At 65.9% G+C, this 22,074-nt stretch carries 18 protein-coding genes and 1 tRNA gene; 9 read left to right on the top strand and 10 right to left on the bottom strand.

The features are described 5' to 3' along the window. Positions 1-46: 46 nt before the first annotated feature. On the top strand, positions 47-1,765 hold the full coding sequence (locus DESUT3_RS03565) for a DUF2339 domain-containing protein (RefSeq protein ID WP_221251097.1): 1,719 nt from the start codon (positions 47-49) through the stop codon (positions 1,763-1,765). 34 nt (positions 1,766-1,799) lie between these two features. Here the strand turns inward: DESUT3_RS03565 and DESUT3_RS03560 are convergent, their stop codons facing one another. Further along, positions 1,800-3,266 (bottom strand): M20 family peptidase, encoded by a 1,467-nt coding sequence (locus tag DESUT3_RS03560; RefSeq protein WP_221251096.1) that lies wholly within the window; start codon positions 3,264-3,266, stop codon positions 1,800-1,802. 304 nt (positions 3,267-3,570) lie between these two features. Between DESUT3_RS03560 and DESUT3_RS03555 the strand changes: the two genes are divergently transcribed. Further along, positions 3,571-4,062, top strand: coding sequence for an asparaginase domain-containing protein (locus tag DESUT3_RS03555; RefSeq protein WP_225911608.1), 492 nt, complete (start codon positions 3,571-3,573; stop codon positions 4,060-4,062). Positions 4,063-4,090: 28 nt separating this feature from the next. Here DESUT3_RS03555 and DESUT3_RS03550 read toward each other — a convergent pair whose 3' ends face one another. Next, entirely contained in the window at positions 4,091-5,224 is a 1,134-nt protein-coding gene (locus DESUT3_RS03550; RefSeq protein WP_221251095.1) for a tRNA-queuosine alpha-mannosyltransferase domain-containing protein, read from the bottom strand. Positions 5,225-5,371: 147 nt separating this feature from the next. Between DESUT3_RS03550 and DESUT3_RS03545 the strand changes: the two genes are divergently transcribed. The 5 genes from DESUT3_RS03545 to DESUT3_RS03525 all read left to right on the top strand — a co-directional run bounded on the left by DESUT3_RS03545 (position 5,372) and on the right by DESUT3_RS03525 (position 10,678). Further along, positions 5,372-5,896 (top strand): peroxiredoxin, encoded by a 525-nt coding sequence (locus DESUT3_RS03545; RefSeq protein ID WP_221251094.1) that lies wholly within the window; start codon positions 5,372-5,374, stop codon positions 5,894-5,896. Beyond that, the gene (locus DESUT3_RS03540) at positions 5,862-6,653 is read left to right on the top strand and encodes a hypothetical protein (RefSeq protein WP_221251093.1); all 792 of its coding nucleotides are present in this window, start codon (positions 5,862-5,864) and stop codon (positions 6,651-6,653) included. Before DESUT3_RS03545 ends, DESUT3_RS03540 begins: the two co-directional genes overlap by 35 nt. Further along, a complete protein-coding gene (locus DESUT3_RS03535; RefSeq protein WP_221251092.1) occupies positions 6,646-7,791 on the top strand; it encodes a HEAT repeat domain-containing protein in 1,146 nt (381 codons plus the stop codon). Before DESUT3_RS03540 ends, DESUT3_RS03535 begins: the two co-directional genes overlap by 8 nt. A 138-nt stretch (positions 7,792-7,929) precedes the next feature. Then, positions 7,930-8,220 carry a Dabb family protein gene (locus DESUT3_RS03530; protein ID WP_221251091.1) on the top strand — a complete coding sequence of 97 codons (291 nt, stop codon included), beginning with the start codon at positions 7,930-7,932 and terminating at the stop codon, positions 8,218-8,220. A gap of 217 nt (positions 8,221-8,437) precedes the next feature. Beyond that, the gene (locus DESUT3_RS03525) at positions 8,438-10,678 is read left to right on the top strand and encodes a putative bifunctional diguanylate cyclase/phosphodiesterase (protein ID WP_221251090.1); all 2,241 of its coding nucleotides are present in this window, start codon (positions 8,438-8,440) and stop codon (positions 10,676-10,678) included. Between the two features lie 169 nt (positions 10,679-10,847). Here DESUT3_RS03525 and DESUT3_RS03520 read toward each other — a convergent pair whose 3' ends face one another. From DESUT3_RS03520 to DESUT3_RS03490, 7 genes are all read right to left on the bottom strand, one after another. Continuing rightward, positions 10,848-13,157, bottom strand: coding sequence for an FAD-dependent oxidoreductase (locus tag DESUT3_RS03520; RefSeq protein ID WP_221251089.1), 2,310 nt, complete (start codon positions 13,155-13,157; stop codon positions 10,848-10,850). A gap of 87 nt (positions 13,158-13,244) precedes the next feature. Beyond that, positions 13,245-14,888 carry a glutamate synthase-related protein gene (locus DESUT3_RS03515; RefSeq protein ID WP_221251088.1) on the bottom strand — a complete coding sequence of 548 codons (1,644 nt, stop codon included), beginning with the start codon at positions 14,886-14,888 and terminating at the stop codon, positions 13,245-13,247. Continuing rightward, on the bottom strand, positions 14,876-15,982 hold the full coding sequence (locus DESUT3_RS03510; RefSeq protein WP_221251087.1) for a class II glutamine amidotransferase: 1,107 nt from the start codon (positions 15,980-15,982) through the stop codon (positions 14,876-14,878). Before DESUT3_RS03510 ends, DESUT3_RS03515 begins: the two co-directional genes overlap by 13 nt. A 314-nt stretch (positions 15,983-16,296) precedes the next feature. Beyond that, entirely contained in the window at positions 16,297-17,568 is a 1,272-nt protein-coding gene (locus DESUT3_RS03505; protein ID WP_221251086.1) for an ammonium transporter, read from the bottom strand. Positions 17,569-17,802: 234 nt separating this feature from the next. After that, a tRNA-Trp gene (locus DESUT3_RS03500) sits at positions 17,803-17,879 on the bottom strand. Between the two features lie 10 nt (positions 17,880-17,889). Continuing rightward, positions 17,890-18,954 carry a branched-chain amino acid aminotransferase gene (locus DESUT3_RS03495; protein WP_221252451.1) on the bottom strand — a complete coding sequence of 355 codons (1,065 nt, stop codon included), beginning with the start codon at positions 18,952-18,954 and terminating at the stop codon, positions 17,890-17,892. A gap of 185 nt (positions 18,955-19,139) precedes the next feature. Further along, positions 19,140-19,316, bottom strand: coding sequence for a hypothetical protein (locus DESUT3_RS03490; protein WP_221251085.1), 177 nt, complete (start codon positions 19,314-19,316; stop codon positions 19,140-19,142). A gap of 275 nt (positions 19,317-19,591) precedes the next feature. On the opposite strand from DESUT3_RS03490, the gene DESUT3_RS03485 reads away from it, so the two are divergent. Both DESUT3_RS03485 and DESUT3_RS03480 read left to right on the top strand, forming a co-directional pair. After that, entirely contained in the window at positions 19,592-19,897 is a 306-nt protein-coding gene (locus DESUT3_RS03485) for a J domain-containing protein (protein ID WP_221251084.1), read from the top strand. Between the two features lie 102 nt (positions 19,898-19,999). Then, complete coding sequence (locus tag DESUT3_RS03480) at positions 20,000-20,428, top strand: macro domain-containing protein (RefSeq protein ID WP_221251083.1); 429 nt, start codon at positions 20,000-20,002, stop codon at positions 20,426-20,428. A gap of 6 nt (positions 20,429-20,434) precedes the next feature. Here the strand turns inward: DESUT3_RS03480 and DESUT3_RS03475 are convergent, their stop codons facing one another. Next, complete coding sequence (locus tag DESUT3_RS03475; protein WP_221251082.1) at positions 20,435-21,916, bottom strand: sigma 54-interacting transcriptional regulator; 1,482 nt, start codon at positions 21,914-21,916, stop codon at positions 20,435-20,437. Positions 21,917-22,074: the final 158 nt, after the last annotated feature.

The following is a 22,074-nucleotide window of genomic DNA, read 5'->3' as shown; positions in this document are numbered from 1 at the left end:
TCGAGCGAGGCTGTTCAACCCTTTTCGGCCCGAAAGGATTTCTCGGATGTCTGATCTGGACAAGCGCCTGGAGGCCCTCGAAGCCCGGCTCGAGCGCCTGGAGAAGCTGCTGGCCGGCGGCGCCCCGCCCCGGCCGGTCGCCCCGCCCGCCGAGGAAGACCCGGGCTTCGTCTTCGAACCGCTGGACGAGCCCCCGCTGGCGGGCAGGCGCCGGCCCCACCCGCCCAAACGCACCACGATCCCGCCGCGCGCCCCCCGGGCGCGGCCGAGCCGCCAACTTTCGGTCACCAACATCCTCGGCTGGGGCGGGGTGGCGGCGCTGGTGCTGGCGGCGGCCTACCTGGTCAAACTCGGGATCGATCTCGGCTGGCTGTCCCCGGCCCGACAGATCGGCCTGACGGTGCTGGGGGCGTTGGGGCTGATCGGCACCGGCATCGCCCTGCGCCGGGCTGACCGCGGCTATGCCAGCTTGCTGCCGGCTGGCGGGGTGGTGATCCTGTTTCTGGCCACCTACGGAGCGCACCTCTACTACCGGCTGATCCCGGTGCCGCTGGCCGCGGGCGCCATCATCCTGGTCTGCCTCGGCTCGCTGTGGCTGTGCCGGTTTTTCGAGAGCGAACTCTACGCCCTGTTCGCGGTGGCGGGCTCCTACTCGGCGCCGCTGCTGCTGGCGGGGCTGCGCGGCAGCATCCTCGACCTGGCCATCTATTTTTCGGCCTGGGCCCTGGTCTTCAGCATCTACGCGGTCTGGGTCGGCCGGCGCCTGGTTTACCTGGTGGCGCTCTACCTGGGGTTGATCATCTTCGACCTGGTGTGGCGCTTCGACTGGGCGGCAACGGCCCGGCATCACTGGGTCGAGGCCTTCGGCTTCCAGTGCGTGCAGTTCGTCATCTTCGCCGGAGCCACCACCGCCTTTTCGATCAGGCGCGCCTCCCCCCTGGACCGCAACACGGCCCTGGCGCATCTGCCGGCGCTGCTGATTTTCTACGTGCTGCAGTACACCCTGCTGGACCGCTTCCTGCCCGCCTGGGCCCCGTGGATCGCCGTGGCCAGCGCGGCGGTCCTGGCCCTGGCCTACTGGGGGGTGCGCCGCAGCCTCGGGGGCGAGAGCAGCGGCGGGCGCCTGCTGCTCAGCAGCTATGTCGCGCTGGTGATGCTGCACGCGGGCTACCTGCAGTCGGTCCCCCTGCGCTGGCAACCCTGGGTGGGGCTGGTGCTGGCGGCCGTGGTCGCCGGGCACACCCTGGCCCGCGGGGGGCGCTACGCCCTGGGCTGGCCGATTCTCGGCGCCGTGGGGCTCATCTACGCCAGCAACCTGATGCGCGTGGTGCTGCTGGCCGACCTCGCCAGGGTGCCGGGCAGCGGCCTGCTGGTCATCGCCTATGCCGCCGAACTCTACGGCGGCTTCTGGCTGGTGCGCCGCGCCAGGCTCAACGAGCGATGGGCCATCGCCCTGGTCTACGGGGGGCACGTCTGCGCCATGGCGGCCGCGGTTCACCTGTTTGCCAACCAGCTGGCCGTCTCCCTGTGCTGGGGGCTGCTGGCCCTGGCCTGCCTGTTTTTGGCCCTGGCGCGGCGGGACAAGATCCTCGGCCAGTCCTCCCTGCTGGTGTTTGCCGCCTCGGCGGCCAAGGTGCTGCTCTACGACCTGGCAGGAGCGCCGCCCCTGGTGAGGATCGCCTGCCTGCTGGTGCTGGGGGTCAGCTTTTACCTGGGGGGCTGGCTGTACAAGAGGGTCAGCGCCCTCGAGGAAAAACCCGGCTAGGTATCCAGCCCGAAAAACCGCTCCCGCAGCCGGCTCAGAATTCCCCTGAGCGGCGCAGCACCTGGGCATAGAAAGCGACCACCTGGGCGTAGTTCGCCACCGAGATGCGCTCGTCGGTGCCGTGGATGCGCTGGAAGTCCCCGTTGCCGAGGCGATTGAGCAGGAAGCGGAAGGTGTTCTCCGCCAGCGGCGCATAGTAGCGGGAATCGGTGGCCCCCACCACCAGGTAGGGAGCGACGGGCAGATCGGGATCCCCGCTGGCCTGGCGGATGACTTCCCCGAGCACCCCGAAGGCCCGTCCCCGGGAATCGGATACCGGCGAAGGCTCGCTGCTCGGCCCGACCTGGCGCACCTCCACCCGCGGGTCAGCCACCACCCGGCGCACCCGCTCCAGAACCCCGGCCACGCTCTGCCCGGGGAAGATGCGAATATTCAGGTTGGCCGTGGCCTGCCCGGGCAGGACGTTGGCCTGCACCCCGCCGCTGACCATGGTCGGAGCGACGGTGGTGCGCAAGCCGGCGTTGAGCTTGGGGGTGGCTCCGAGCCGCTGCGTCACCAGGGGGCCGAGCAGCGGCAGATTGGCGAACAGCAGCCGGTAGCCCGGGGTGAGCCGCTCGGCCAGGTGGCGGTAGGTGTCGATGAGAAAACCCGGGTCGGCGACAAAGGGGCGGCGCTCCAGCCGCACCAGGGCCCGGCTGAGTACGGAGATGGCGGCATCGCTCCCCGGCATCGAGGCGTGGCCGCCGCGCCCCCGGGCGGTCAGCTCCAGGTTGACGAAGCCGCGCTCGGCCACCCCCACCGTGGCCAGGGGTCCGGGCACCCCCGGCAGCCCGTCCTCGAGCACCGCGCCCCCCTCGTCGAGCACCAGGGCCAGGCGCACCCCTCTCGCCCCGAGCAGGGCCGCAATCTTCGCCGCCCCCTGGGCCCCGCCCACCTCCTCGTCGTGACCGAAGGCCAGGTAAACGGTGCGCGGCGGCCGCCACCCTTCCGCCAGCAGGGCCTCCACCGCCTCGAAGATCCCCATCAGCCCGGATTTGACGTCCAGCGCGCCCCGGCCCCAGACATAGCCGTCGGCAACCGCTCCAGCAAAGGGGGGATGGCTCCAGTCGCCTTCGGTCCCCGGCGCCACCGGCACCACGTCCTGGTGGGCCATGAGCAGGATCGGAAGCTGCGACTCGTCGCTGCCGCGCCAGGTGAAGAGCAGGCTGAGCTGGTTGACCCGCTCAAGCTCCAGCGCCGCGTAAACCCGGGGGAAGCTGCTCTCCAGAAACGCCTGGAACCTTCGAAACGGCTCGGCGTCCAACCGCCCCGGATCCCGGTCGGACAGGGTGGCAAAGCGCAGGGCCCCGGCAAGGCGCTGCGCCGCGGGCTCCCCCCGCAACGGGGCGGCCCCCGAGGAGGGCCGGGGAATCGGCGGCGCGGTGAACCTGGCGGCGCGGTAGAGGGACACCCCTCCCAGGGCCAGGATCAGCAGGAAGAAAAGGACGAATGCGGCGCCCATGGAACCCTCCTCGGTCGGCAAAGTTGCTGACGTCCGTAATTAATGATAGCAGGGAAGCGCTTGGGGTGTTGCCGGGGATCGGCTATACTCAGGCGCGTAAGTCACGAGTCACGAGTCACGAGTCACGAGTCACGAGTCACGAGTCACGAGTCACGAGAAATTCTAGAAACAAGGCAGAGATTATCTACTGGATTCTGAATTCTGGCTTCTGGGTTCTCATATAAAAACCGTTGACAGTCCGCCCGCGCCGGTGTCTCATGCGCACACCGTCAACTTGCAAACTTAATCCGACTGAGGAAACGTCTTGAAAATCCGCATCATCACCACCGGCGGCACCATCGACAAAATTTACTTCGACCAGAAAAGCGAATACCAGGTGGGGGAGCCGCAAATCGCCCAGGTATTGCGCGAATCCAACGTAAGCTTCGATTTCGAGGTCACCGCGCTCCTGCGCAAGGACAGCCTCGAGCTGGATGACGCCGACCGGCAGAGGGTCCGCGAGGCCGTGGCCGCCACCCAGGAGCGCCTGATCGTGGTCACCCACGGCACCGACACCATGGTGGAGACGGCCAGGGTGCTCAAAGGGGTCCCGGGCAAAGTGGTGGTACTGACCGGCGCGATGCAGCCGGCGATCTTCCGGCAGACCGATGCGGTCTTCAACATCTCCGCGGCGGTCACTGCCGTCCAGCTGCTCCCCGAGGGGGTCTACATCGCCATGAACGGGCGCATCTTCGACCCGGAAAAAATCCGCAAAAACCGCCAGCGCCACTGCTTCGAAGAGATCGCCAAAAGCTGACCCCCGCCCGGCCTTTGGGCCGCGCGGTTCACCCCTCCCGCCCCGCTTTGCCGCAGCCGGCGATCCCCGCCAGCACCCGGTCGTAAACCGGCGCCAGTCGGCCCCAGTCGTAGCGGGCGACATACGCGCCGGTCCCTGACTCCCGCTTCCGACAGCCGTCGCCGAGCAGTTTCTCGAGGCGCGCCACCAAGTCCTCGAATCCCTCGTAGAAACACAGCCCCTGCTCCGCCGGGGGGAGGTGCTCCGGGTAGGCCAGCCGCCGCGGCAGCAGCGGCCGGCAGCCGCAGTACATAGCCTGGACCACGCTGACGCCGAAAAAATCGTGGATCGAGGTGACCGGCAAAATGTCGGCGCGCCACAGCCACCCGGCGTACTCGCCAAAATCCCTGGCGTAGCCGAACTGGACGATCCGCTCGCCGAGCCGCCGCCGGGCTTCGGCAAAAATCGCCGGCGCCCGCCGGTAGGACTCCCCCAGCACCGCCACCTCGAACTCCAGCCCCCGCGCAGCGAGCAGGAACAGGGCGCGGAAGAACTCCTCCGGGTTCTTGTCGTATTCCCAGCGGTGATTCCAGAGGATCAGCGGCCTTTGCCCCTGCATGGCTTCCGGGGGCCGGAATTCGTCCAGCCGGGCCAGGTCGAGCCCGAGGGGGAGCACTTGGCTCTTGGCGCGGATGGCCGCGGAACTTTGCGCCTCGTTGCAGTCGGGGAAGCTCTGCAGAAACCCGGGCAACTCGCCGTGGAAGGACTCGAGGTGGAAGCCGGAGTTGAACAGCACCGCGTCGGCGGCCAGGGCGCTGGCGTAGTTGATGAAGCAGTAGTGCATGTCGCGCTCCTGCCCGGGATCCCGGTCGGTCGGCGACCAGGGATAGCTGAGCTGGTTTTCGTGGAAATAGAGCGCCGTGGGGAGGCCCGCGGTGCGTTTGCGGGTCAGGGCCAGGAAGGTGGTCAGATCGAGCATGTCCGTGGCCAGCAGCAGGTCGGGGCGCAGATCCGCCTCCAGGAACTTTCTGGCCAGGGTCACCGCGCCGCCGTGCATGCGCCATTTCCAGTAGTGCCCCGCAAGCCCGAGAACCTCCACCCGGTGGCTGCTGCGGGCCGCGTATTCCCTGGCCCAGGCGGCGTGCGAGCCGGTGAGAAACGGTTCGAGGATCAGGATGTTCATGACGCGGCCTTCATGGGAATGATCGCCGCCGCGGCCGGGGCGGCGGCTTTGCGTTGGGCAATTCTGCGGTACTATAAAGGAAACGGCTTGGAAATAACAGACCATCCCCGGGCGCGCTCCCGCCTCGGGAGCGAAAGGACCTGCACCATGAAACCCATCCAGATCGGCGATACCGCCCCCGAGTTCACCCTGGAAGCCCAGGACGGCCGCCTGATTTCTTTGGCGGAGTTTCGCGGCCGACAAGTGGTGGTGCTGTTTTTCTACCCCAAGGACGAGACCCCGGTCTGCACCAAGGAAGCCTGCGGCTTCCGCGACGCTTATCAGCAGTTCCTCGACCGCGGTGCCGCGGTGCTCGGCATCAGCAGCGACTCCCGGGACAGCCACCGCGTCTTCGCCGCCGGACACGACCTCCCCTACCCCCTGCTCAGCGACCGGGAGGCGGCGGTGCGCAAAGCCTACGGGGTGCCGCGCACCCTGGGGATCATGCCGGGGCGGGTCACCTACGTCATCGACCTGCAGGGGGTGGTGCGCCACATCTGCAACTCGATGATGTTCGCCGAGCGCCACGTGGAAGAGGCTCTGGAGGTGGTGCAGAGCCTGCAGCGCGAAAGCTGGGGGCGGAACCTGGATAAAGGTCATGGACAGCGAACTGATCGTCGCCCCCCCACCTGACGAGGCGGATATCGAACGGCTGCACCGGCAGGTTGCAACACTGGCCGAGGCGCTTGCCGGCCGCGAGCAGGAACTCGGCGAGATGCGCCTGGCCCTGGCCCGCTTCGAGGTGCGCTATCACCAGGAGGTCAGCAGCCGCTACGCCCGGCTCGACGATCTCAAGGCCCGCATCGCCGAGGCCCGCGCCCGGCTCGCCCCCCGGGACCCCTGGCTCGGCGGCCGGGCGCAGCGGGCCCGCGCCGCAGCCGAACAGACCGCCCGAAGCTACCAGAGCTTCCGGGCTGAAACGCTCCCCCCGGAACCGGAGGTGGAGATCCCGGCCGAGACCCGCAGACTCTATCGCCACATCGCCGCGGAGATCCACCCCGACAAGGCCTGCGACGAAACCTCCCGCGACTTGCGCACCCGGCTCATGGCCGAGCTCAACGAGGCCTTCACCCGGGGCGATCGCGAGCGGATGGAGGAGATCCTGCGCCATTGGCAATCGAGCCCGGAAACCGTGGTCGGCCAGGACACGGCCGCCATCATCTCCAGGCTGGAGCGCACCCGGGAGCGGCTCAGAGGAAAACTCGCTCATACCGAGCGGACCCTGCACCAGTTGCGCAACAGCGAACTCCACGTGCTGATGGCCAGCGCCCGCGAGGCCGAGCGCACCGGCCGCAACCTGCTGCGGGAGCTGGCCCAGGCCATTGAGGAGCAGATCGAGGAGGCCGGCCGGGAATTGGCCGGCCTCACCCGAAAGCCGGCAGATGACTGAACTCAAACAGATCGGAGAGATGGTCCAGGCTCGCACCCTCAACCTGCAGCGGGCAAGTGCCGATCTGGTGGCGCGCGGACTGGAGGAATTGGCTCGGCTCGAACTGGACCCGCGCCTGGCGGGGCTGATCGGGCAGCTGCGGCAAAGCGAGGACTGGGACCAGCGAATTACCGCCTGGCAGAAGCTGCGCGAGCTGGGCCCGGCGGTGCCCGGATGGCGCGAGGCACTGCGCGAACTGATTTACCACGGCGACGGCTGGGCGCGGATCCTCGCCAGCGAAGCGCTGGCCTGGCACGGCTGCTGTCCCGCCGATACGGTCCCGGTGCTGATCGCCGCCGTCGATGCCAGCCTCGACCTGCGCCGGCATGACTGGGCCCGCGCGGCATGCGGCGCCCTGGGCAAGTATTCGGGACTGCCCAAGCCCTTGACCGTCCAGGCCCTGCCGGTGCTGCTGCGTGGCCTGAGCGCAGAGAACCACGACGTGCGCGGCTATGCCGCCATGGCCCTGGGCAACCTCGGCAAGGCCTCGCGCAGCGCCCTGGTTAAGATCGCCAACCTGCTCGACCGCGCCGAAGGGGCGCTCTCCGAGTGCTATCTCGAAGCCTTGCGCAAGATCGACCCGGCCATCGACTCGGCCATGGACGCCTGGGTATCGGCCCTCGATCATGACGACCCGGCGATCCGGGCCGACGCCGTATCCGCCATCGGCCGCAAGGGCAACGGTGCCTCCCGGGCCGTACCCGATCTGCTGCGCATGGCCCAGGACTACAACGCCGAGGTGCGCAAGATGGTCGCCCTGGCCCTGGCGCGCATCGAGGTCGCCAATCAGAGCGTGCTCACCCGATTGCAACACCTCTCCTCGGACAGCGACCCCGCGGTACGCCTGGCCTCGGTTTACGCCCTGTTCAAGCTGGGCGACCGGGCCGATGAGCGCATCAAGCAGTTGCGGGCCGGACTCGGCGAAAGCGAACCGGCCGCCCGCCTGCTTTGCGCCTGGGCCCTCGGCAACTGCGGAAGCGCCGCCGGCTGGCTCACCCGGCGGGCCCTCGCCAGGGCGTTGAGACGGGAGCAGGTCGACGAGGTCCGCTCCGAATTGGAGCGGGCCCTGATGGAGTTGAAACACCCCTCCCGGCCATGATCTTCCCCACACGCCCCCTTGACCAGGATGTTCTTGCATTTTCTCCCCCGAAATGGTTTTTATAGCGGTCCGACCATCCCTCGCTTGTCAGCCACCACCGCCGGAAAACGGCGACCATCCGTGCAAAGGAGAAGCCCCATGCTCAAGCACCTTGTCTTCATGAAATTCAAGCCCGAAACCAGCGACGCGCAGATCGCCGCCATCGAAGAGGCCCTCGGCGCCCTGCCCGATGCCATCCCCGAGATCAAGGAATTCGTCTTCGGCCGCGACGTGGTCCGCTCCGAGCGCTCCTACGACTTCGGCCTGGTCAGCTCCTTCGACGACCTCGAGGCCATGGGCCGCTACCAGGTCCATCCCGACCACCAGGCGGCCCTGGTGCTGATCAAGGCTGCGGTATCCGGGGTGGTGGCGGTAGATTTCGAGTATTGACCGGCCGCCGCGCTCGCCGGCGTGATTAATCAGGGGGCGGCCCGAAGCGGTCTGCCCCCGTTTTCTTGCCCCAGACCTCGACTCCTCGCGCTTGCCCCCCTCTGACGGCTCCCCCCAACTTCCGCACCTCCTGCCCCGCATCTGGACCAGATTTTGCACAAATTACCAGAACCCCCTCCGGGTCGGTCCTTTGACGGCCCCTTGTGCAGGAGTCCCCATGTCGGTAAGCACCCTCCTCTCCGTCACCCAGATACTCGCCGGGGCGGCCATCATGCTCTACTCCATTGTCCGCAGTCTGGGGATCCGCAGCGCGGTTCCCGGCACCCTGCGCGGCAAATGGCTGACCATCATTCTGTTGATGGTCTTCTTTTTTTTCGGCTACCTGCTGTTCGTCGGTAACCTGGTTACCGGCGGCCTGCTCCCCCTGGAGCTGGTCACCGGGACGATTTTCATGGGCGGGGCGTTTTTCGTTTATGGGGTGATTCATATTTCCGACATTTCCATCCACGAGATCCGCAAGAAAAGTACCGCCCTCGAGGTGGAAATCGCCGAGCGCAATGTCAGAGATGAGCAGCGGCTTCGCCATCAGGCCGGACTCGAGCAGCTCGACCGCTGCACCCGGCGGCTGATCGCCGCTGCCGCCGATAGCCCAACCTTTCTCGAAACCCTGTGCAGTGGGCTGCGGGAGCTGGTGGATGCCGACCTGGCCCTGGTCCCCATCGGTGACCACGACGGCGAAACCTTCACCTACCAGGCGGCGCTCGGTCTCCACGCGGAGAAGGTCCGCAGGCAGAGCATCCCCATCCATGAGGGGGGATTGTGCGGCTGGGTCTTCCAAAACGGTGAGACCCTCTGCCTCCCGGATCTTCAGGGCGATTGCCGGGTAAAGCAGGAACTGGCCCAGGAGTTGGGGGTGACCACCGGGCTGATCGCCCCCCTGTTTCAGGGCGACCAGGTGATCGGCGGTCTTTCGGCCTTTCGCCGCCAGCGCCCCTTCGACGCCACCGACGCCGAGTTGCTGACCCTGTTCAGCCAGAGAGCCTCCATCGCCTACGGCAACATGAAGCTGCTGGAAAGCCTGGAGCAGCGGGTTGCCGAGCGCACCGCCGAGTTGGAGGAAAAGAACCTGCAGCTGCAGCGAAACCAGAGCCGCCTGGATCACCTGGCCCATCACGACCCGCTGACCGATCTGCCCAACCGCCTGCTCTGCCAGGACCGCCTCGAGCACGCCATGGCCAAGGCCCGCCGTTCCGGGCATTCGGTGGCGCTGCTGTTTCTGGATCTGGACCGCTTCAAGAAAATCAACGATTCCCTGGGGCATGCCATCGGCGACCGGGTGCTGTGCGAGGTGGCCCGGCGTCTCCGCGGGTCGCTGCGCGAATCGGATACGGTGGCCCGCATGGGGGGGGACGAATTCGTCATCGTTCTGGAGATGCTGCGCGACGGCCAGGACGTTTCGGGGATCGCCCGCAAGATTCTCGATCAGCTGGCGGCGCCGGTGGTCATCGAAAACCACGAGATGTATCTGACCACCAGCATCGGGATCAGCCTCCATCCCGAGGATGGCGCAACCATCGACGACTTGATGAAGGCAGCCGACGTGGCCATGTACCGGGCCAAGGATGCCGGACGCAACACCTTCCAGTTCTATCGGCCGGAGATGAATGCCCGCACCCACGAGCTGCTGCTGCTGGAAGGCCGCCTGCGCCGGGCCATCGACGAAGGGCACCTGGTGCTGCACTATCAACCCCAGTTCGATTTAGGCAGCAGGCGCCTGGTGGGTTTCGAGGCGCTGCTGCGCTGGCAGCCGCCGGGAGAGCCGATGATCAGCCCCGCGGATTTCATCCCCCTGGCCGAGGACAGCGGGCTCATCGTCCCCATCGGCGAGTGGGTGTTGCGCACCGCCTGCGCGCAGAACCTGGCCTGGCAACGGCAGGGCTTTTCCCCCGTACGCATGGCGGTCAACATCTCGCCGCGGCAGTTCCGGCAGAGTTCCTTCATCGAAACCGTAGACCAGGTGCTGCGCCAATCGGGGTTGGATTCGGGGTGGTTGGAGCTCGAGATTACCGAGAGCTGCGCCATGGAAAACGTCGAAGCCACCATCGAGTCGTTGGCGCACCTCAAAAAGCGGGGCATCCATCTGGCCATCGACGATTTCGGTACCGGCTTTTCGTCCCTGAACTACCTGAAACGCTTCCCCATCTCGAAATTGAAGATCGACCGCTCCTTCGTCCGCGACATCAACCACGACCCCAATGACGCGGCCATCGCCGCCTCGGTCATCGCCCTGGGACGCAGCATGAACCTGGAAGTGGTGGCCGAGGGGGTGGAAACCGAGGACCAGGTCGCTTTTCTCTGCAGCGAGGGGTGCCGGCTCGGCCAGGGCTTTCTGATGGGGCGCCCTCTGCCGGTGGACCAGGCCGAGAAATACCTGCAGGCCGCCTCCTCCGCAGGCTAGACCTGCAAACTCCCGGAAAAAAAACGGCGGGCCTTTGCGGGCCCGCCGTTTTTCTTGCAGTATGTAACTATTCAGCAATACTGCCTCAATGTGCCATTTGGTTGCGCCTCCTCCCCCTTGAAGGGGGAGGAGATTATTGGTTAGTGCAGCATTTCCGATATGCTCTGGCCTAGACCACCTGCTCCATGGCCCAAACGCCGCAGGGGCAGATGCCGGCACAGATGCCGCAGCCGATGCAGACTTCGGCATCGGAGACATATTCGAAGCTGCCGTCGGCCTTTTCCACCCGGCGGATGGCCCCTTCGGGGCAGGACTCGAGGCACATGGAGCAGTCGCGGCAGGTGCCGCAGCTGATGCAGCGCAGGGTTTCGTCCTTGGCGTCGGTGACGCAGAAGCGGCCGCGGTTGCGGGGCTTGAACAGCTCCTTGGAGAGGCAGCTCTGGTTGATCATCTCGGGCTTCTGCACCGGCACCAGCTGCTTGCCGGCCAGGTAGTCGTCGATGTACAGGGCCGCCTCCTGGCCGCCGCCGATGGCGTGGGTGAGCAGGCCGGGCTTGATGGTGTCGCCGATGGAGAAGACCCCGGGCGCCTTGACCACCTGGCCGCAGCCGTCAACGTCCATCATGCCGCGGTCGGTGAGCCACTCGCGGGGGACGAAGGAGAGGTCGGGGCGCTCGCCGATGGCGATGATCACCATGTCGGCCTCGATCAGCTCGCCATCCTTGGTCCACAGCCCTTCCTCGGTGATCTTCTCGGTGAAGACCGGCCAGCGAACCTCGCCGCCGAGGGCCTTGACGTGGTCGATCTCCTTCTTGAAGGCGGCCGGGCGCTGGATGTCGATGGCGGTGACCTTTTTGGCGCCCATGGCGTAGGCACCCAGGCAGACGTCCATGCCGGCGTTGCCGGCGCCGAGCACGACCACCCGCTCGCCGACCTTGGGTTTCTCGCCGTTGTTGATCTGTTTCAGGAAATCGAGCCCCTTGACCAGCCGCTCGTGCCCCGGGAAGGGGATGACCACGGCGTTGTGGGCGCCCGAGGCGATGACCACCGCCTGGTATTCACCCTGGATCTTCTCGAACAGGGCCGCATCCACCGGAGTGTCGACCTGGATCTCGACCCCCAGGTCCTTGATCCGCTTGATTTCCGAATTGAGGCTGTTCTCCGGCAGGCGCTCGCTGGGGATGACCTGGCGCAGCTTGCCGCCGACCTCCTTGTCGCCCTCGAAGACGGTGACCTGGTGGCCGAGCAGCCTAAGCTGCCAAGCCGCCGACAGCCCGCCGGGGCCGCCGCCGATGACCGCCACGCGCTTGCCGCTGGCCGGCTTGACCTGGGGCGCGGGGACATCCAGCGAGAGCCGGCCCAGTTCCTTCATCGCCACCGGCTTGTCGATGAAGCGCCGGCTGCAGGCGTCCATGCACAGGTTGGGACAGACCTCGCCGCAGACGCTGGCCGGGAAAGGCGAGTACTTGAGCACCAGCTCGAGGGCCTGCTGGTACTTGCCTTGGCGCAGCAGGTTGATGCGGTCCTGGGTGGGGATGTTGGACGGGCAGGCCACCTGGCAGGGGGCGCCGAAGCGCTTGTCCTGCCAATGGGGGATCTTCAGCCGGTCGTCTCCGGCGTTGACCAGGCCGGCGACCAGGGTGTAGTCGTCCTGGACCACGTCGCCGAAAATGCCTCCCTCGACCCACTTGCTCTGGCGGAACTCGCGCATGGTCTGGCGGTGATAGGCCTTGCGCTCCTCGTAGGACTTGGCGACGATCTTCTTCCACTGGGAGAAGTCCGTGAGTGCCGGCAGGATCTCCGAGCGGTCGATCTTGTCCAGAAACACCGGCATGTTCTCCGCCAGAAACTGGCGGTCGGCGTCATCGAGATCGAGCAGCCAGACCTCGTCGGAGAGACCGCTGACCGGGCCGCGCACGTAGATGGTGCCGCCGACCATGCCGACGCAGCTGCGATCGCCGAGCACCGAATCGAGTTCCTCGCGGCCATAGCCGCAGACCACGGCGATGCCGCCGCCCATGAACTCGAAGGAGAAGGAGCCGGTGTTCTTCAGCACCCAGAACTGGGGGGGCTCGTAGGCCGGGTCGTGCTTCATCAGCGAGCCCGAGCGGGTGCCGACCCGCCCGGCGACGTAGATGTTGCCGCTGGCCGCACAGTGGGCGGTGGTGTCGCCGCCGTCGCCCTTGATGACCAGGGTCGCGCCGGCGTTGAGCCAGCCGGCGTCGGCCGGAGCCGAGCCTTCGACGACAATCTCGGTGCCGTCGAGGCCGAAGGCGCCGACGCGCTGGCCGGGGTTCTTGACCCGGAACTTCAGCGGGGTGCCGTCGGCGGTCCAGAGCGGGCCGCCGATGTCGTGGTGACCCGAGGAGAGCACCTCGAACTCGGTCTCGCCCTGCTCCAGCGCGCGATAGATCTGCAGCAGCAGCTTCTGGGTGGAAATACGCTTCTTATCTTCAAAACCAACAATCTGGGCTGGCATAGTCATCTCCTGTGAGGAGTGAGGAGGGAGGAGTGAGGAGGGAAAGGCCTTTACGCCTCACCCCTCACGCCTTACCCCTCACGGCCTTTAACATACGTACTGGATCTGGAGCCGCTCGGCCACGGCCTTGTCCGTGGAGATCAGGGCGTCGGAGCGCCCGACGGGGAGCGACGAGTTGCCGATGGGGGCCATCAGCTTCTTGAACTCCTGGTCCATGGCGAGGAAGTAGTTGACGATGTTCTGCGCCACTTTCTCCGGATCCAGACGGTGCACCAGGGCCGGCTCCTGGGTGGTGATGCCCACCGGGCAGAGGCCGGTGTTGCAGGCGTTGCAGCGGCCCATGTCGTTGCCGACGCAGCCGGCCATCTGCAGGATCAGCTTGCCGGTGAAGACGCCGTTGGCGCCCAGGCACATCATCTTGAAGGCGTCGGCCGCCAGGTCGCCGGTCTTGCCGAGACCGCCGGCCGCCCACAGCGGAATCTGCCCCTGGCGCCCCTGGGTGACGGCGGCCAGGTAGCAGTCGCGCAGCTTGCTGACGATGGGGTGGCCGGTGTGGTCGAGGCTGACCTCATGAGCCGCCCCGGTGCCGCCGTCGATGCCGTCGAGGAAGAAGCCGCCGACGATGTTGTAGGGGTCGCGCACCAGGTTGTTGAAGACGCTGACGCTGGTGGCGCTGGCCGCCACCTTGATGGCGACGGGGACGCGGAATTTGAAGGCCGCGTTGAAGGAGAGGAACATCTTCTGCACGCTCTCCTCGATGGAATAGAGCCCCTGGTGGTTGGGGGGGCTGAGCAGGTCGGCCTTGGGCACGCCGCGGATCGACTGGATGTGCTCGGCCACCTTCTGCGCCATGAGCAGGCCGCCGTCACCGGGCTTGGCGCCCTGGCCGATCTTGATCAGCACCCCGGCGGGGTCCTCGGTCATGTGGGGCATCGCCTTGGCGATGCGGTTCCAGCCGAAGTGCCCCGAGGCGATCTGCAGGATCATGTACTTGAGGTAGCGACTCTTGAGCAGGCGCACCGGCATGCCGCCCTCGCCCGAGCACATGCGCACCGGCAGGCCGCATTCCTCGTTGAGGTAGGCGGTGGCCATGGCGACCGCTTCCCACATGCGCCAGGAGAGGGCGCCGATGGACATGTCGCCGATGATCACCGGGTAGATCCAGCGCACCGGCGGAGCCTGGTCTTTGGACTCCAGCAGCCCTTCCGGGCCGACCCCGAAGGGGAGCTTCTTCGGCGGCAGGATGCGGCCGAAGGGGGCCAGCAGGTCGAAAGTGTGACGCTGGGCGTCGAGGCTCGGGTCGGTCATCTGCGAGATGCGCCCCACCCGTAGCTTGTCCAGGGTGCGGGTGGTCGCCTCGAGGTTCTTGCGGCCGCCGCGCTTGATGGAATCGCCGCCCAGGCAGCGGGTGACGATGGGGTGCCGGGTGTCGATGTTGCGCTGCGGGCCGATGGCGTCGTTGGGGCAGACCTTTTCGCAAATGCCGCAGCCGCGGCAGTAGTTCTTGATCGAGTGAGCCTGGCGGATCACCGGCACCGCGGAAAAACGCTGCTTGGGCTCCGGGAACTCGCTCTCGGAGAAGACCATGCGGCGCCGCTCGACCTTCGGCTCGATGGCGCGAAAGGAGCAGGCGGCCACGCAGGAGCCGCACAGGGTGCAGCGGCTGGCGTCGTAGCGGATCTTCCAGGGCAGGTCGTTGGGGGTTACGTTCTGAACTTTCATTGTCTCCATCTCTGCACCTCCAGATTGCTGTCGACCGCCACGATCTCCCGCTCGTGGGGATAGATGTCCGTCTCCCAGTCACGGTCGGGGAGCACTTCGTTGATGCCGCAGACCTCCGAGGAGATGACCACGGTGTCCGCCGAGCGCCCCACCACCACCGGCCGCAGCTTCTTGGCGTCGCAGCAGGTGAACAGGGTGTTGTCGGGCAGCACCCCGATGATGGTGTTGGGACCGTTGATTTCCAGGTGGGCCAGAGACTGGCGGATCGCCAGCAGCTGGTCCTTGTCCTCGCGCCGCTCGATGTCCTCGAAGGGCAGCGGGGTGATCACGTGCTTGTAGTAGCGCAGCGGCCAGCCCAGCTCGCGGTGGACGTAGTGCAGGGTGTAGAGAAAGCACTGGGAGTCGGACTCGAAGCCGATGTAGCCGCGGTGCATCTTGCGCTGGGCCTCGACGTTTTTCAGGTAGAAGGTGTTCTCGCCGTTGGCCAGCGCCGTGTACCCCTGCAGGAAGAAGGGGTGGGCTGCGTAGCGGACGATGTCGTAGTTGGTGTTCTGCCGGCACTGGGCGGTGATCACCCGCGCGGTGAACTTGTTGTCCGGCTCCCAGAGGTTGAAGTAGGTGCCGATGTCCCGCGGGTCGCCGATCTCCTTGAGGGTGACCACGTCGGGCCAGAAGGAATAGACGAAGCCCATTTCGTCCTTCTCCAGGGCCCGGCGCAGCTTCAGGCGCATGTCGAGCAGCAGCTCTTCCTTCTCCTTCTGCTCGGCCTTGCGGTAGTGCTTGGGGTAGTCGAAGGTCTCGAACACGTAGTTGGGCATGGCGTTGATGTCCAGCCCCGGCTGATCGTTGGTCTCGGGAACCCACTGCAGCACGCGGGAGAAGCCGGCGGCATGCAGGATGTCCTCGGCGACCTTCAGCCCCTCGTCGGTGCAGGCCAGCGAAAGGGTCGGCAGATGCTTGTAGCTTTCGAATATTCCGCCCAGGTCGTGCATGACCATGGCGAAACCCGAGTTGTCATGCCCCTTCTGCTGCGACTGCATCAGCAGCAGGGCCTGACTCGGGTGAACATAATTCAGACTCTTGATGGCTCCGATACGACACATGGCCATTTACCTCCCGGGAAGCAGAGTGTTCAAGGTACCTTCGAGTTTCTCAAAATTGGACCAGCCAAAACTCATATGCAACACCCGGGCCACATCCACAGGGCTGCATTCCACAACTCAAAGCAACAAGAAATTGATCAATCAATTCAGTATTTTAAAATAATTGGTCAGCGCCACCTCGCCCCAAGGCCGAGGGCCGGACAACCTGCCCACGACCTCATCCATGCAACGAGTCTACTCAGCTGAAGTACTTTACCTACACAAAAAAGGCGGCGCCCAGCTGGGCGCCGCCCGATCGCACCGGAATTCAACGATCAAAAGGTGTAGCCGGTCTCCGAGTGGGCCGTCTGGTCCAGACCCTTCACCTCGTCTTCCAGCTCCACCCGTAAGCCCATGGTCACCTTGAGCACGAACAGCAACCCCAGGGTGACCACCACCGCGTAGGCTCCGGCCGCGATCAAACCGACCACCTGCACCCAGAGCTGATGGAAATTGCCGGCGATCAGGCCGCTCGCCCCCACCGTGGCAAAAATGCCGGTGGCCACCGCCCCCCAGGCGCCGCCGATACCGTGCACCCCGAAGGCGTCGAGGGAATCGTCGTAGCGCAGCTTGTGCTTGAGCAGCACCCCGCCGTAGCAGACGAAACCGGCGGTCAGGCCCATGACCAGGGCCCAGGCCGGGGTCACGAAGCCCGCGGCGGGGGTGATCACCACCAGGCCGGCCACCACCCCCGAGGCGGCGCCCAGGGCGCTCGGCTTGCCGGCATGCAGCCACTCGGCGGCGAGCCAGGAGAGCGCCCCCGCGGCGGCGGCGGTCTGGGTGGTGGTAAAGGCCAGGGCGGCGCTGCCGCCGGCCGACAGGGCGCTGCCGGCGTTGAAACCGAACCAGCCGAACCAGAGCAGGCCCGCGCCGAGCAGGGTCATCGGCAGGTTGTGGGGGAGCATTCTCTCGGTGGGATACCCCTTGCGCTTGCCGATCACCAGGGCCAGCACCAGGGCGGTAATACCGGAGGAGAAGTGAACCACGGTCCCCCCGGCGAAATCGAGGGCGCCGTCCTTGAGCAGCCAGCCGCCGGGCCCCCACACCCAGTGGGCGATGGGATCGTAGACCAGGGTGCCCCAGAGCAGGATGAACACGCAGTAGGTGGAAAACTTCATGCGCTCGGCGATGGCCCCCGAAATCAGCGCGGGGGTGATGATGGCGAACATCCCCTGGAACATGACGAACACGTAGGTGGGAATGGTCCCCGTAAGGGACTCGGGGGTGATGCCGTTAAGCAGCAGGTTGGAGAACCCGCCGATAAACGCGCCCTCCCCGCCGAAGGTCAGCGAATAACCGAGGACAACCCACTGCACCCCCATGATCGCCATGGCGGCGAAGGTGTGCATGGTGGTGGAGAGGACGTTTTTCGAACGGACCATCCCCCCGTAGAACAGGGCCAGGCCAGGCAGCATGACCAGCACCAGGGCCGAGGAGACCAGCATCCAGGCGGTGTCGCCGGTATCGGGGCCCTCCTGGGCCAGAACCGGGGCAGAGATCAGCAGAAGAAAAACCGCAGGCAGAATAGTCCGAAAGACGCCGTGCATCGTTGCACCTCCATGCATAAGCTTCGTTGGTTATCTCGAATGGAAGGATTCATTATCCAACGAGCTGTACATGGCAAGAGGCGTACCAAGGACTGTTCCACGTATTTTCAACAACTTAAAGCCGAGGCGAGAATTTTCTGCGGAACAACTGCCCATTAATTTGGCAGGCCTGATGGAAGTTGAGGCGAAAAAAAGCCCCCGCGGGATCAACCCGCGGGGGCTTTTTAGTGAATCTGGCAGGCCAGGAGGGACTCGAACCCCCAACATCCGGTTTTGGAGACCGGCGCTCTAGCCATTAGAGCTACTGGCCTGCAAGAGGAATCAGATCGTCTGCACCCAGCCGTGCTTGTCGGGGATCCGCCCGTACTGGATGCCGGTGAGGGTATCGTAGAGCTTCTGGGTCAGCTCGCCGGGCTTGCCGTCGCCCAGCACCACGGTGCGATCCCGGTAGGTGAACTGGCCCACCGCCGAAACGACCACCGCGGTACCGGTGCCAAAGGCCTCCTTGAGCCGGCCGCTCTGGGCACCGTCGATGATCTCGTCCACCGACAGGGCCCGCTCCTCGATCTGGTAGCCCAAATCGCGCGCCAGGTCCAGGATCGAGCGGCGGGTGATGCCGTCGAGGATGGTCCCCTTGAGGGGCGAGGTCACGATCTTGCCGTCGTAGAGGAAGCAGATGTTCATGCTGCCGACCTCCTCGACGTACTTGCGATGCACCGCGTCGAGCCAGAGAACCTGGTCGAAGCCCTTCTCGGTGGCCTCCATGGAGGCGCGCAGGCTGGCGGCATAGTTGCCGCCGGTCTTGGCCTCGCCGGTCCCGCCGGGCGCCGAGCGCACGAACTCGTCGGCGATCCAGATCTTGACCGGGCTGAAGCCCCCCTTGTAGTAGGCGCCGACGGGGGAAAGGATGATATAGCAGTAGTAGGTCTTGGAGGGCCGCACCCCGAGAAAGGGGTCGGTGGCGATCATCGTCGGCCGGACATACAAGCTGGTCCCTTCGCTGCGAGGAACCCAATCGGCCTCGAGCTTGACCAACTGCTTGAGCGCCCCCAGGAAAAACTCCTCGTCCACCTCGGGCATGCACATGCGACTGGCGCTGCGGTTGAAGCGCCTGACGTTGTCCATGGGGCGGAACAGGGCCACCGAACCGTCGGGGCGCCGGAAGGCCTTGAGCCCTTCGAAGATCTCCTGGGCGTAGTGCAGCACGGCGCAGGCCGGGTCGAGGGTGAACGGGCCGTAGGGGAGGATCCGTGCCGAGTGCCAGCCGCGGCCGGCCTCAAACTCCATGAGGAACATCCGGTCGGTGAACTGGGTGCCGAAGGCGAGCTTCGATTCGTCAACGATTCCGGGCTTTTTTGCGGCGAGGGGCAGGACCTGGATCTCCATGGACATTCAACCTCCGGCAATTACGGACTTTTTAAGCATTGAACCGAATTTGTAGCACAGAAGAAACGGACAGGCAAGGGGATTCCAAGCCCCGTAAACAGCACGGCCCGGCCATGGGCAGGAACCATGGTCGGGCCATTTTCAATCGTCAGGCGCGGAAGAGGAGAAACGCTCCCCGCACCCGGTTATTTGGGAGGCTCGGGCCCGCTTTTTTTGATACTGCAGGGACCGTAGAGCAGATTCTTCATATTGTCGCGTTCTTCGTCCTGATGGAAACGCTTCACCAGCCGGTCATATTCAGCACGGTTGGCCAGATCCTTGAGCCGGTAGTTCATGTCGCGCAGTTTCCAGAGATCTTCCATGGCGCCCTCCTGAGCAGGTGGTTGGCAGCCCGGGTCAGCGGGCCACGGACAAGATCCTAACAGCACCGCCATGATAGTCAAGGTAATTTTTACCATTATCGTGATAACGGCGTTATGAACCTTCCCGGCGTATACGCGTGACAACGCCCCGCGAGCCCAGAATCCCCGCAACTTTGGCCCTCCATCGCGGCGTTTTATTGTTGGCATGGCCTAAACGTGATAAAAATACGCAACGGCCCTGGTAAGGCAAGAGCATTCTCTCAGGTGGAGCCAGCATGGATTTCGAGGAACTGAGGCAGGCGCTAATCATTTTCAACCTTTCCGAGCGGGCCAGCCTGGAGGAGATCAAGGACCGCTACCGGGAGCTGGTGAAGCGCCACCACCCCGACAGGGAAACCGGTGAGGACTCGGAAAGGATCCGGGCAATCACCGCCGCCTACCGCACCCTGCGGAAATACTGCGGGCAGTACCGGTACTGCTTCTCCCGGGAGGAATTCTATGAACAATACCCCGTCGAGCGCCTGCGGGCCCAGTTCGGTTACGATCCGCTGTGGGGCGGCAGGGGGCCGGAGAAGGAGTAAACCGTGGGCCGTGGGCCGTGGGCCGTGGGCCGTGGACCGTGGGCCGTGGACCGTGGGCCGTGAAAAACTGGATGGGTTGTGAAACCTGGAATCAATGGACAAATGCGGGAAACTACCGGAGATTTGTGGGACTACCTGGGGGAGGCGGTGGTGACGGTCACCACCAACGGCCACGTCAACCGCAAGGGGGAGTGCCCCATGCCGCGCGGCTGCGCCCGGCAGGCTCGGGAGCGGTTTCCCGACCTGCCGCTGCGCCTGGGCCGGCGGATCGGGGAGACGGGCAATCACGTGTACGACCTGGGCGAGGGCATCGTCAACTTCCCGGTGGAGCACCACTGGCTGGAAAATCCCGACCTGCGCCTGATCGAGCGCTCGGCCCGGGAACTGCGGGAGCTGGCCGACGCCAAGGGCTGGCGGGAGATCGTCGTGCCCCGCCCCGGCTGCGGTGGGGGCGGACTGGACTGGGCCCAGGTCAGACCGCTGCTGGAAAAGCACTTCGACGACCGCTTCCTGGTCATCTCCGCCCCCTGATCCCGCCTACCCCGCATCCCCCGCCAGCACGTATTTCTTCACCGTGCGCCGATCCAGCCCCGTAACCTTCGCCACCTGCTCGTAGGTCCCCAGCCGGCGATAGAGCAGGGCGCAATACCCGGCCAGCAGCCCCTGGGCATCCAGCGTGCCGCCGTCCACCGCCGCCAGCAGCCGGCCGCGCAGATCGCCCGGCGCCACGGGCAGCTCCCCGCGGTAGCTGCGGGTCAGCAGGATGCGCCGCACCGCCTGCTCCAGCTCCCGCACGTTGCCCGGCCAACCGTAACCGGGCCCCGGCTCGGCGGCCAGCGACTCCTTGACCAGGCTCACCAGCTCCGCCGACCCCTCGCCGATGGTGCGCTCCACCACCAGCTCGAGCAGCACCTCCAGTTCGCGCGGGTCCTCCTGCAGGCGCTGGAGCAGGCTGGGGACGGCGATGACGTCCGAGCTGAGGCGGTAGAAGAAGTCGTCGCGAAACTCCCCCTGCTCGCGCAGCTTTTCCAGGGGACGGTTGGTGGCGGCGATCACCCGCCCGGAAAAGCGCTGTTTTTCATGGCTGCCCACCGGCGAGAAGGTCCGCTCCTGGAGGATCTGCAGCAGCTTGATCTGCACCGGCACGCTGACGTCGCCGATCTCGTCTAGAAAGATCGCCCCGTGGGCGGAGCAGCGGGCGAAGATGCCCCGATGGTGGTCGATGGCGCCGGTGAAGGCGCCTTTCTTGTGGCCGAAAAGCTCCGATTCGATGAGCGCCTCGGGATACTGGGAGAGGTTGATGCTGACGAAGTTGCGGGTGAAGCTTTCGGCGAAGCGGCCGCGCGCTTCATCGAAGGGGATGAACCCCGAGCGGCCGATGGCGGCGGCCGCCGCCCCCTTGCCGGTGCCGGTTTCGCCGAGCAGCAGGGTGGAGAAGTCCTCCATCCGATTCCAGAGATGGCGCTCGTACCAGCGGATGTCGTGGGTGAAGACGTTGTTCCACAGGTGCCGGCGGAATTCGCCCATGCAGGGGCTGGTCCCCACCAGGCCGTGGGCGATGAAGTAAAAGGCCCTCCGCATCTGAAAGAAGAAGGCGAAGGTGCGGCGCGCCTCCTCGGCCGAAAGCCCCCGACGGGCCAGCAGCGCCAGCACCTCTTTGGCGAAGGGGACGGCGCAGGGCTCCTCGCCGTCGGCAACCTGCTGCCGGATCAACTGGTCGAACTCGGCGGCATGGCGGTGAAAGGCCTCGAACAGCAGTGCCGAGCGCAGCAGCTCCCGGTCATCGCCGGAAAAGCGGCGCAGGTCGGCCCGCCCCTGCTCCTCGAGGGCGCCTACGGCCTCGCGGATCCGGGCCATGGTGCGCCGGATCAGCTCGGGCTGGGCCAGGCGGCCGCCGACCCCGGCGATCTCCCGGTCGAGCTGCAACCGTTCGGCCCCGAAGGGATTGCTGAAGGCGGCCCGGGCGACCCGGCCGAAGAATTCGCGCTCGGCGGCGCTCAACTGGTCTTTTCTGGCCATGCACGAAATGTACATGCACCCTGCACTGACTGTCAACCGACAAACCTCGCCCGCCCCACCCCCGCTCCACGCCATCCCAGGCAATCCAACAAATTCAACCAGTTAAACGGATAGAACCAGCATGGCACAGCCCCTGCCTTACCTGTGAGCAAAACCAT

The sequence above is a fragment of the Desulfuromonas versatilis genome (assembly GCF_019704135.1).
GTDB classification, from domain to species: Bacteria; Desulfobacterota; Desulfuromonadia; order Desulfuromonadales; family NIT-T3; genus Desulfuromonas_A; species Desulfuromonas_A versatilis.
Note: the sequence above shows the minus strand (reverse complement) of the source record. Positions and strands in the feature narration are given on the sequence as shown.

Excerpts from the sequence above, each read along its gene's own strand:
- DESUT3_RS03565 (WP_221251097.1), top strand. The coding sequence starts at position 47 with ATGTCTGATCTGGACAAGCGCCTGGAGGCCCTCGAAGCCCGGCTCGAG.
- DESUT3_RS03560 (WP_221251096.1), bottom strand. The coding sequence starts at position 3,266 with ATGGGCGCCGCATTCGTCCTTTTCTTCCTGCTGATCCTGGCCCTGGGA.
- DESUT3_RS03550 (WP_221251095.1), bottom strand. The coding sequence starts at position 5,224 with ATGAACATCCTGATCCTCGAACCGTTTCTCACCGGCTCGCACGCCGCC.
- DESUT3_RS03545 (WP_221251094.1), top strand. The coding sequence starts at position 5,372 with ATGAAACCCATCCAGATCGGCGATACCGCCCCCGAGTTCACCCTGGAA.
- DESUT3_RS03540 (WP_221251093.1), top strand. The coding sequence starts at position 5,862 with ATGGACAGCGAACTGATCGTCGCCCCCCCACCTGACGAGGCGGATATC.
- DESUT3_RS03535 (WP_221251092.1), top strand. The coding sequence starts at position 6,646 with ATGACTGAACTCAAACAGATCGGAGAGATGGTCCAGGCTCGCACCCTC.
- DESUT3_RS03530 (WP_221251091.1), top strand. The coding sequence starts at position 7,930 with ATGCTCAAGCACCTTGTCTTCATGAAATTCAAGCCCGAAACCAGCGAC.
- DESUT3_RS03525 (WP_221251090.1), top strand. The coding sequence starts at position 8,438 with ATGTCGGTAAGCACCCTCCTCTCCGTCACCCAGATACTCGCCGGGGCG.
- DESUT3_RS03520 (WP_221251089.1), bottom strand. The coding sequence starts at position 13,157 with ATGCCAGCCCAGATTGTTGGTTTTGAAGATAAGAAGCGTATTTCCACC.
- DESUT3_RS03515 (WP_221251088.1), bottom strand. The coding sequence starts at position 14,888 with ATGGAGACAATGAAAGTTCAGAACGTAACCCCCAACGACCTGCCCTGG.
- DESUT3_RS03510 (WP_221251087.1), bottom strand. The coding sequence starts at position 15,982 with ATGTGTCGTATCGGAGCCATCAAGAGTCTGAATTATGTTCACCCGAGT.
- DESUT3_RS03505 (WP_221251086.1), bottom strand. The coding sequence starts at position 17,568 with ATGCACGGCGTCTTTCGGACTATTCTGCCTGCGGTTTTTCTTCTGCTG.
- DESUT3_RS03495 (WP_221252451.1), bottom strand. The coding sequence starts at position 18,954 with ATGGAGATCCAGGTCCTGCCCCTCGCCGCAAAAAAGCCCGGAATCGTT.
- DESUT3_RS03490 (WP_221251085.1), bottom strand. The coding sequence starts at position 19,316 with ATGGAAGATCTCTGGAAACTGCGCGACATGAACTACCGGCTCAAGGAT.
- DESUT3_RS03485 (WP_221251084.1), top strand. The coding sequence starts at position 19,592 with ATGGATTTCGAGGAACTGAGGCAGGCGCTAATCATTTTCAACCTTTCC.
- DESUT3_RS03480 (WP_221251083.1), top strand. The coding sequence starts at position 20,000 with ATGCGGGAAACTACCGGAGATTTGTGGGACTACCTGGGGGAGGCGGTG.
- DESUT3_RS03475 (WP_221251082.1), bottom strand. The coding sequence starts at position 21,916 with ATGGCCAGAAAAGACCAGTTGAGCGCCGCCGAGCGCGAATTCTTCGGC.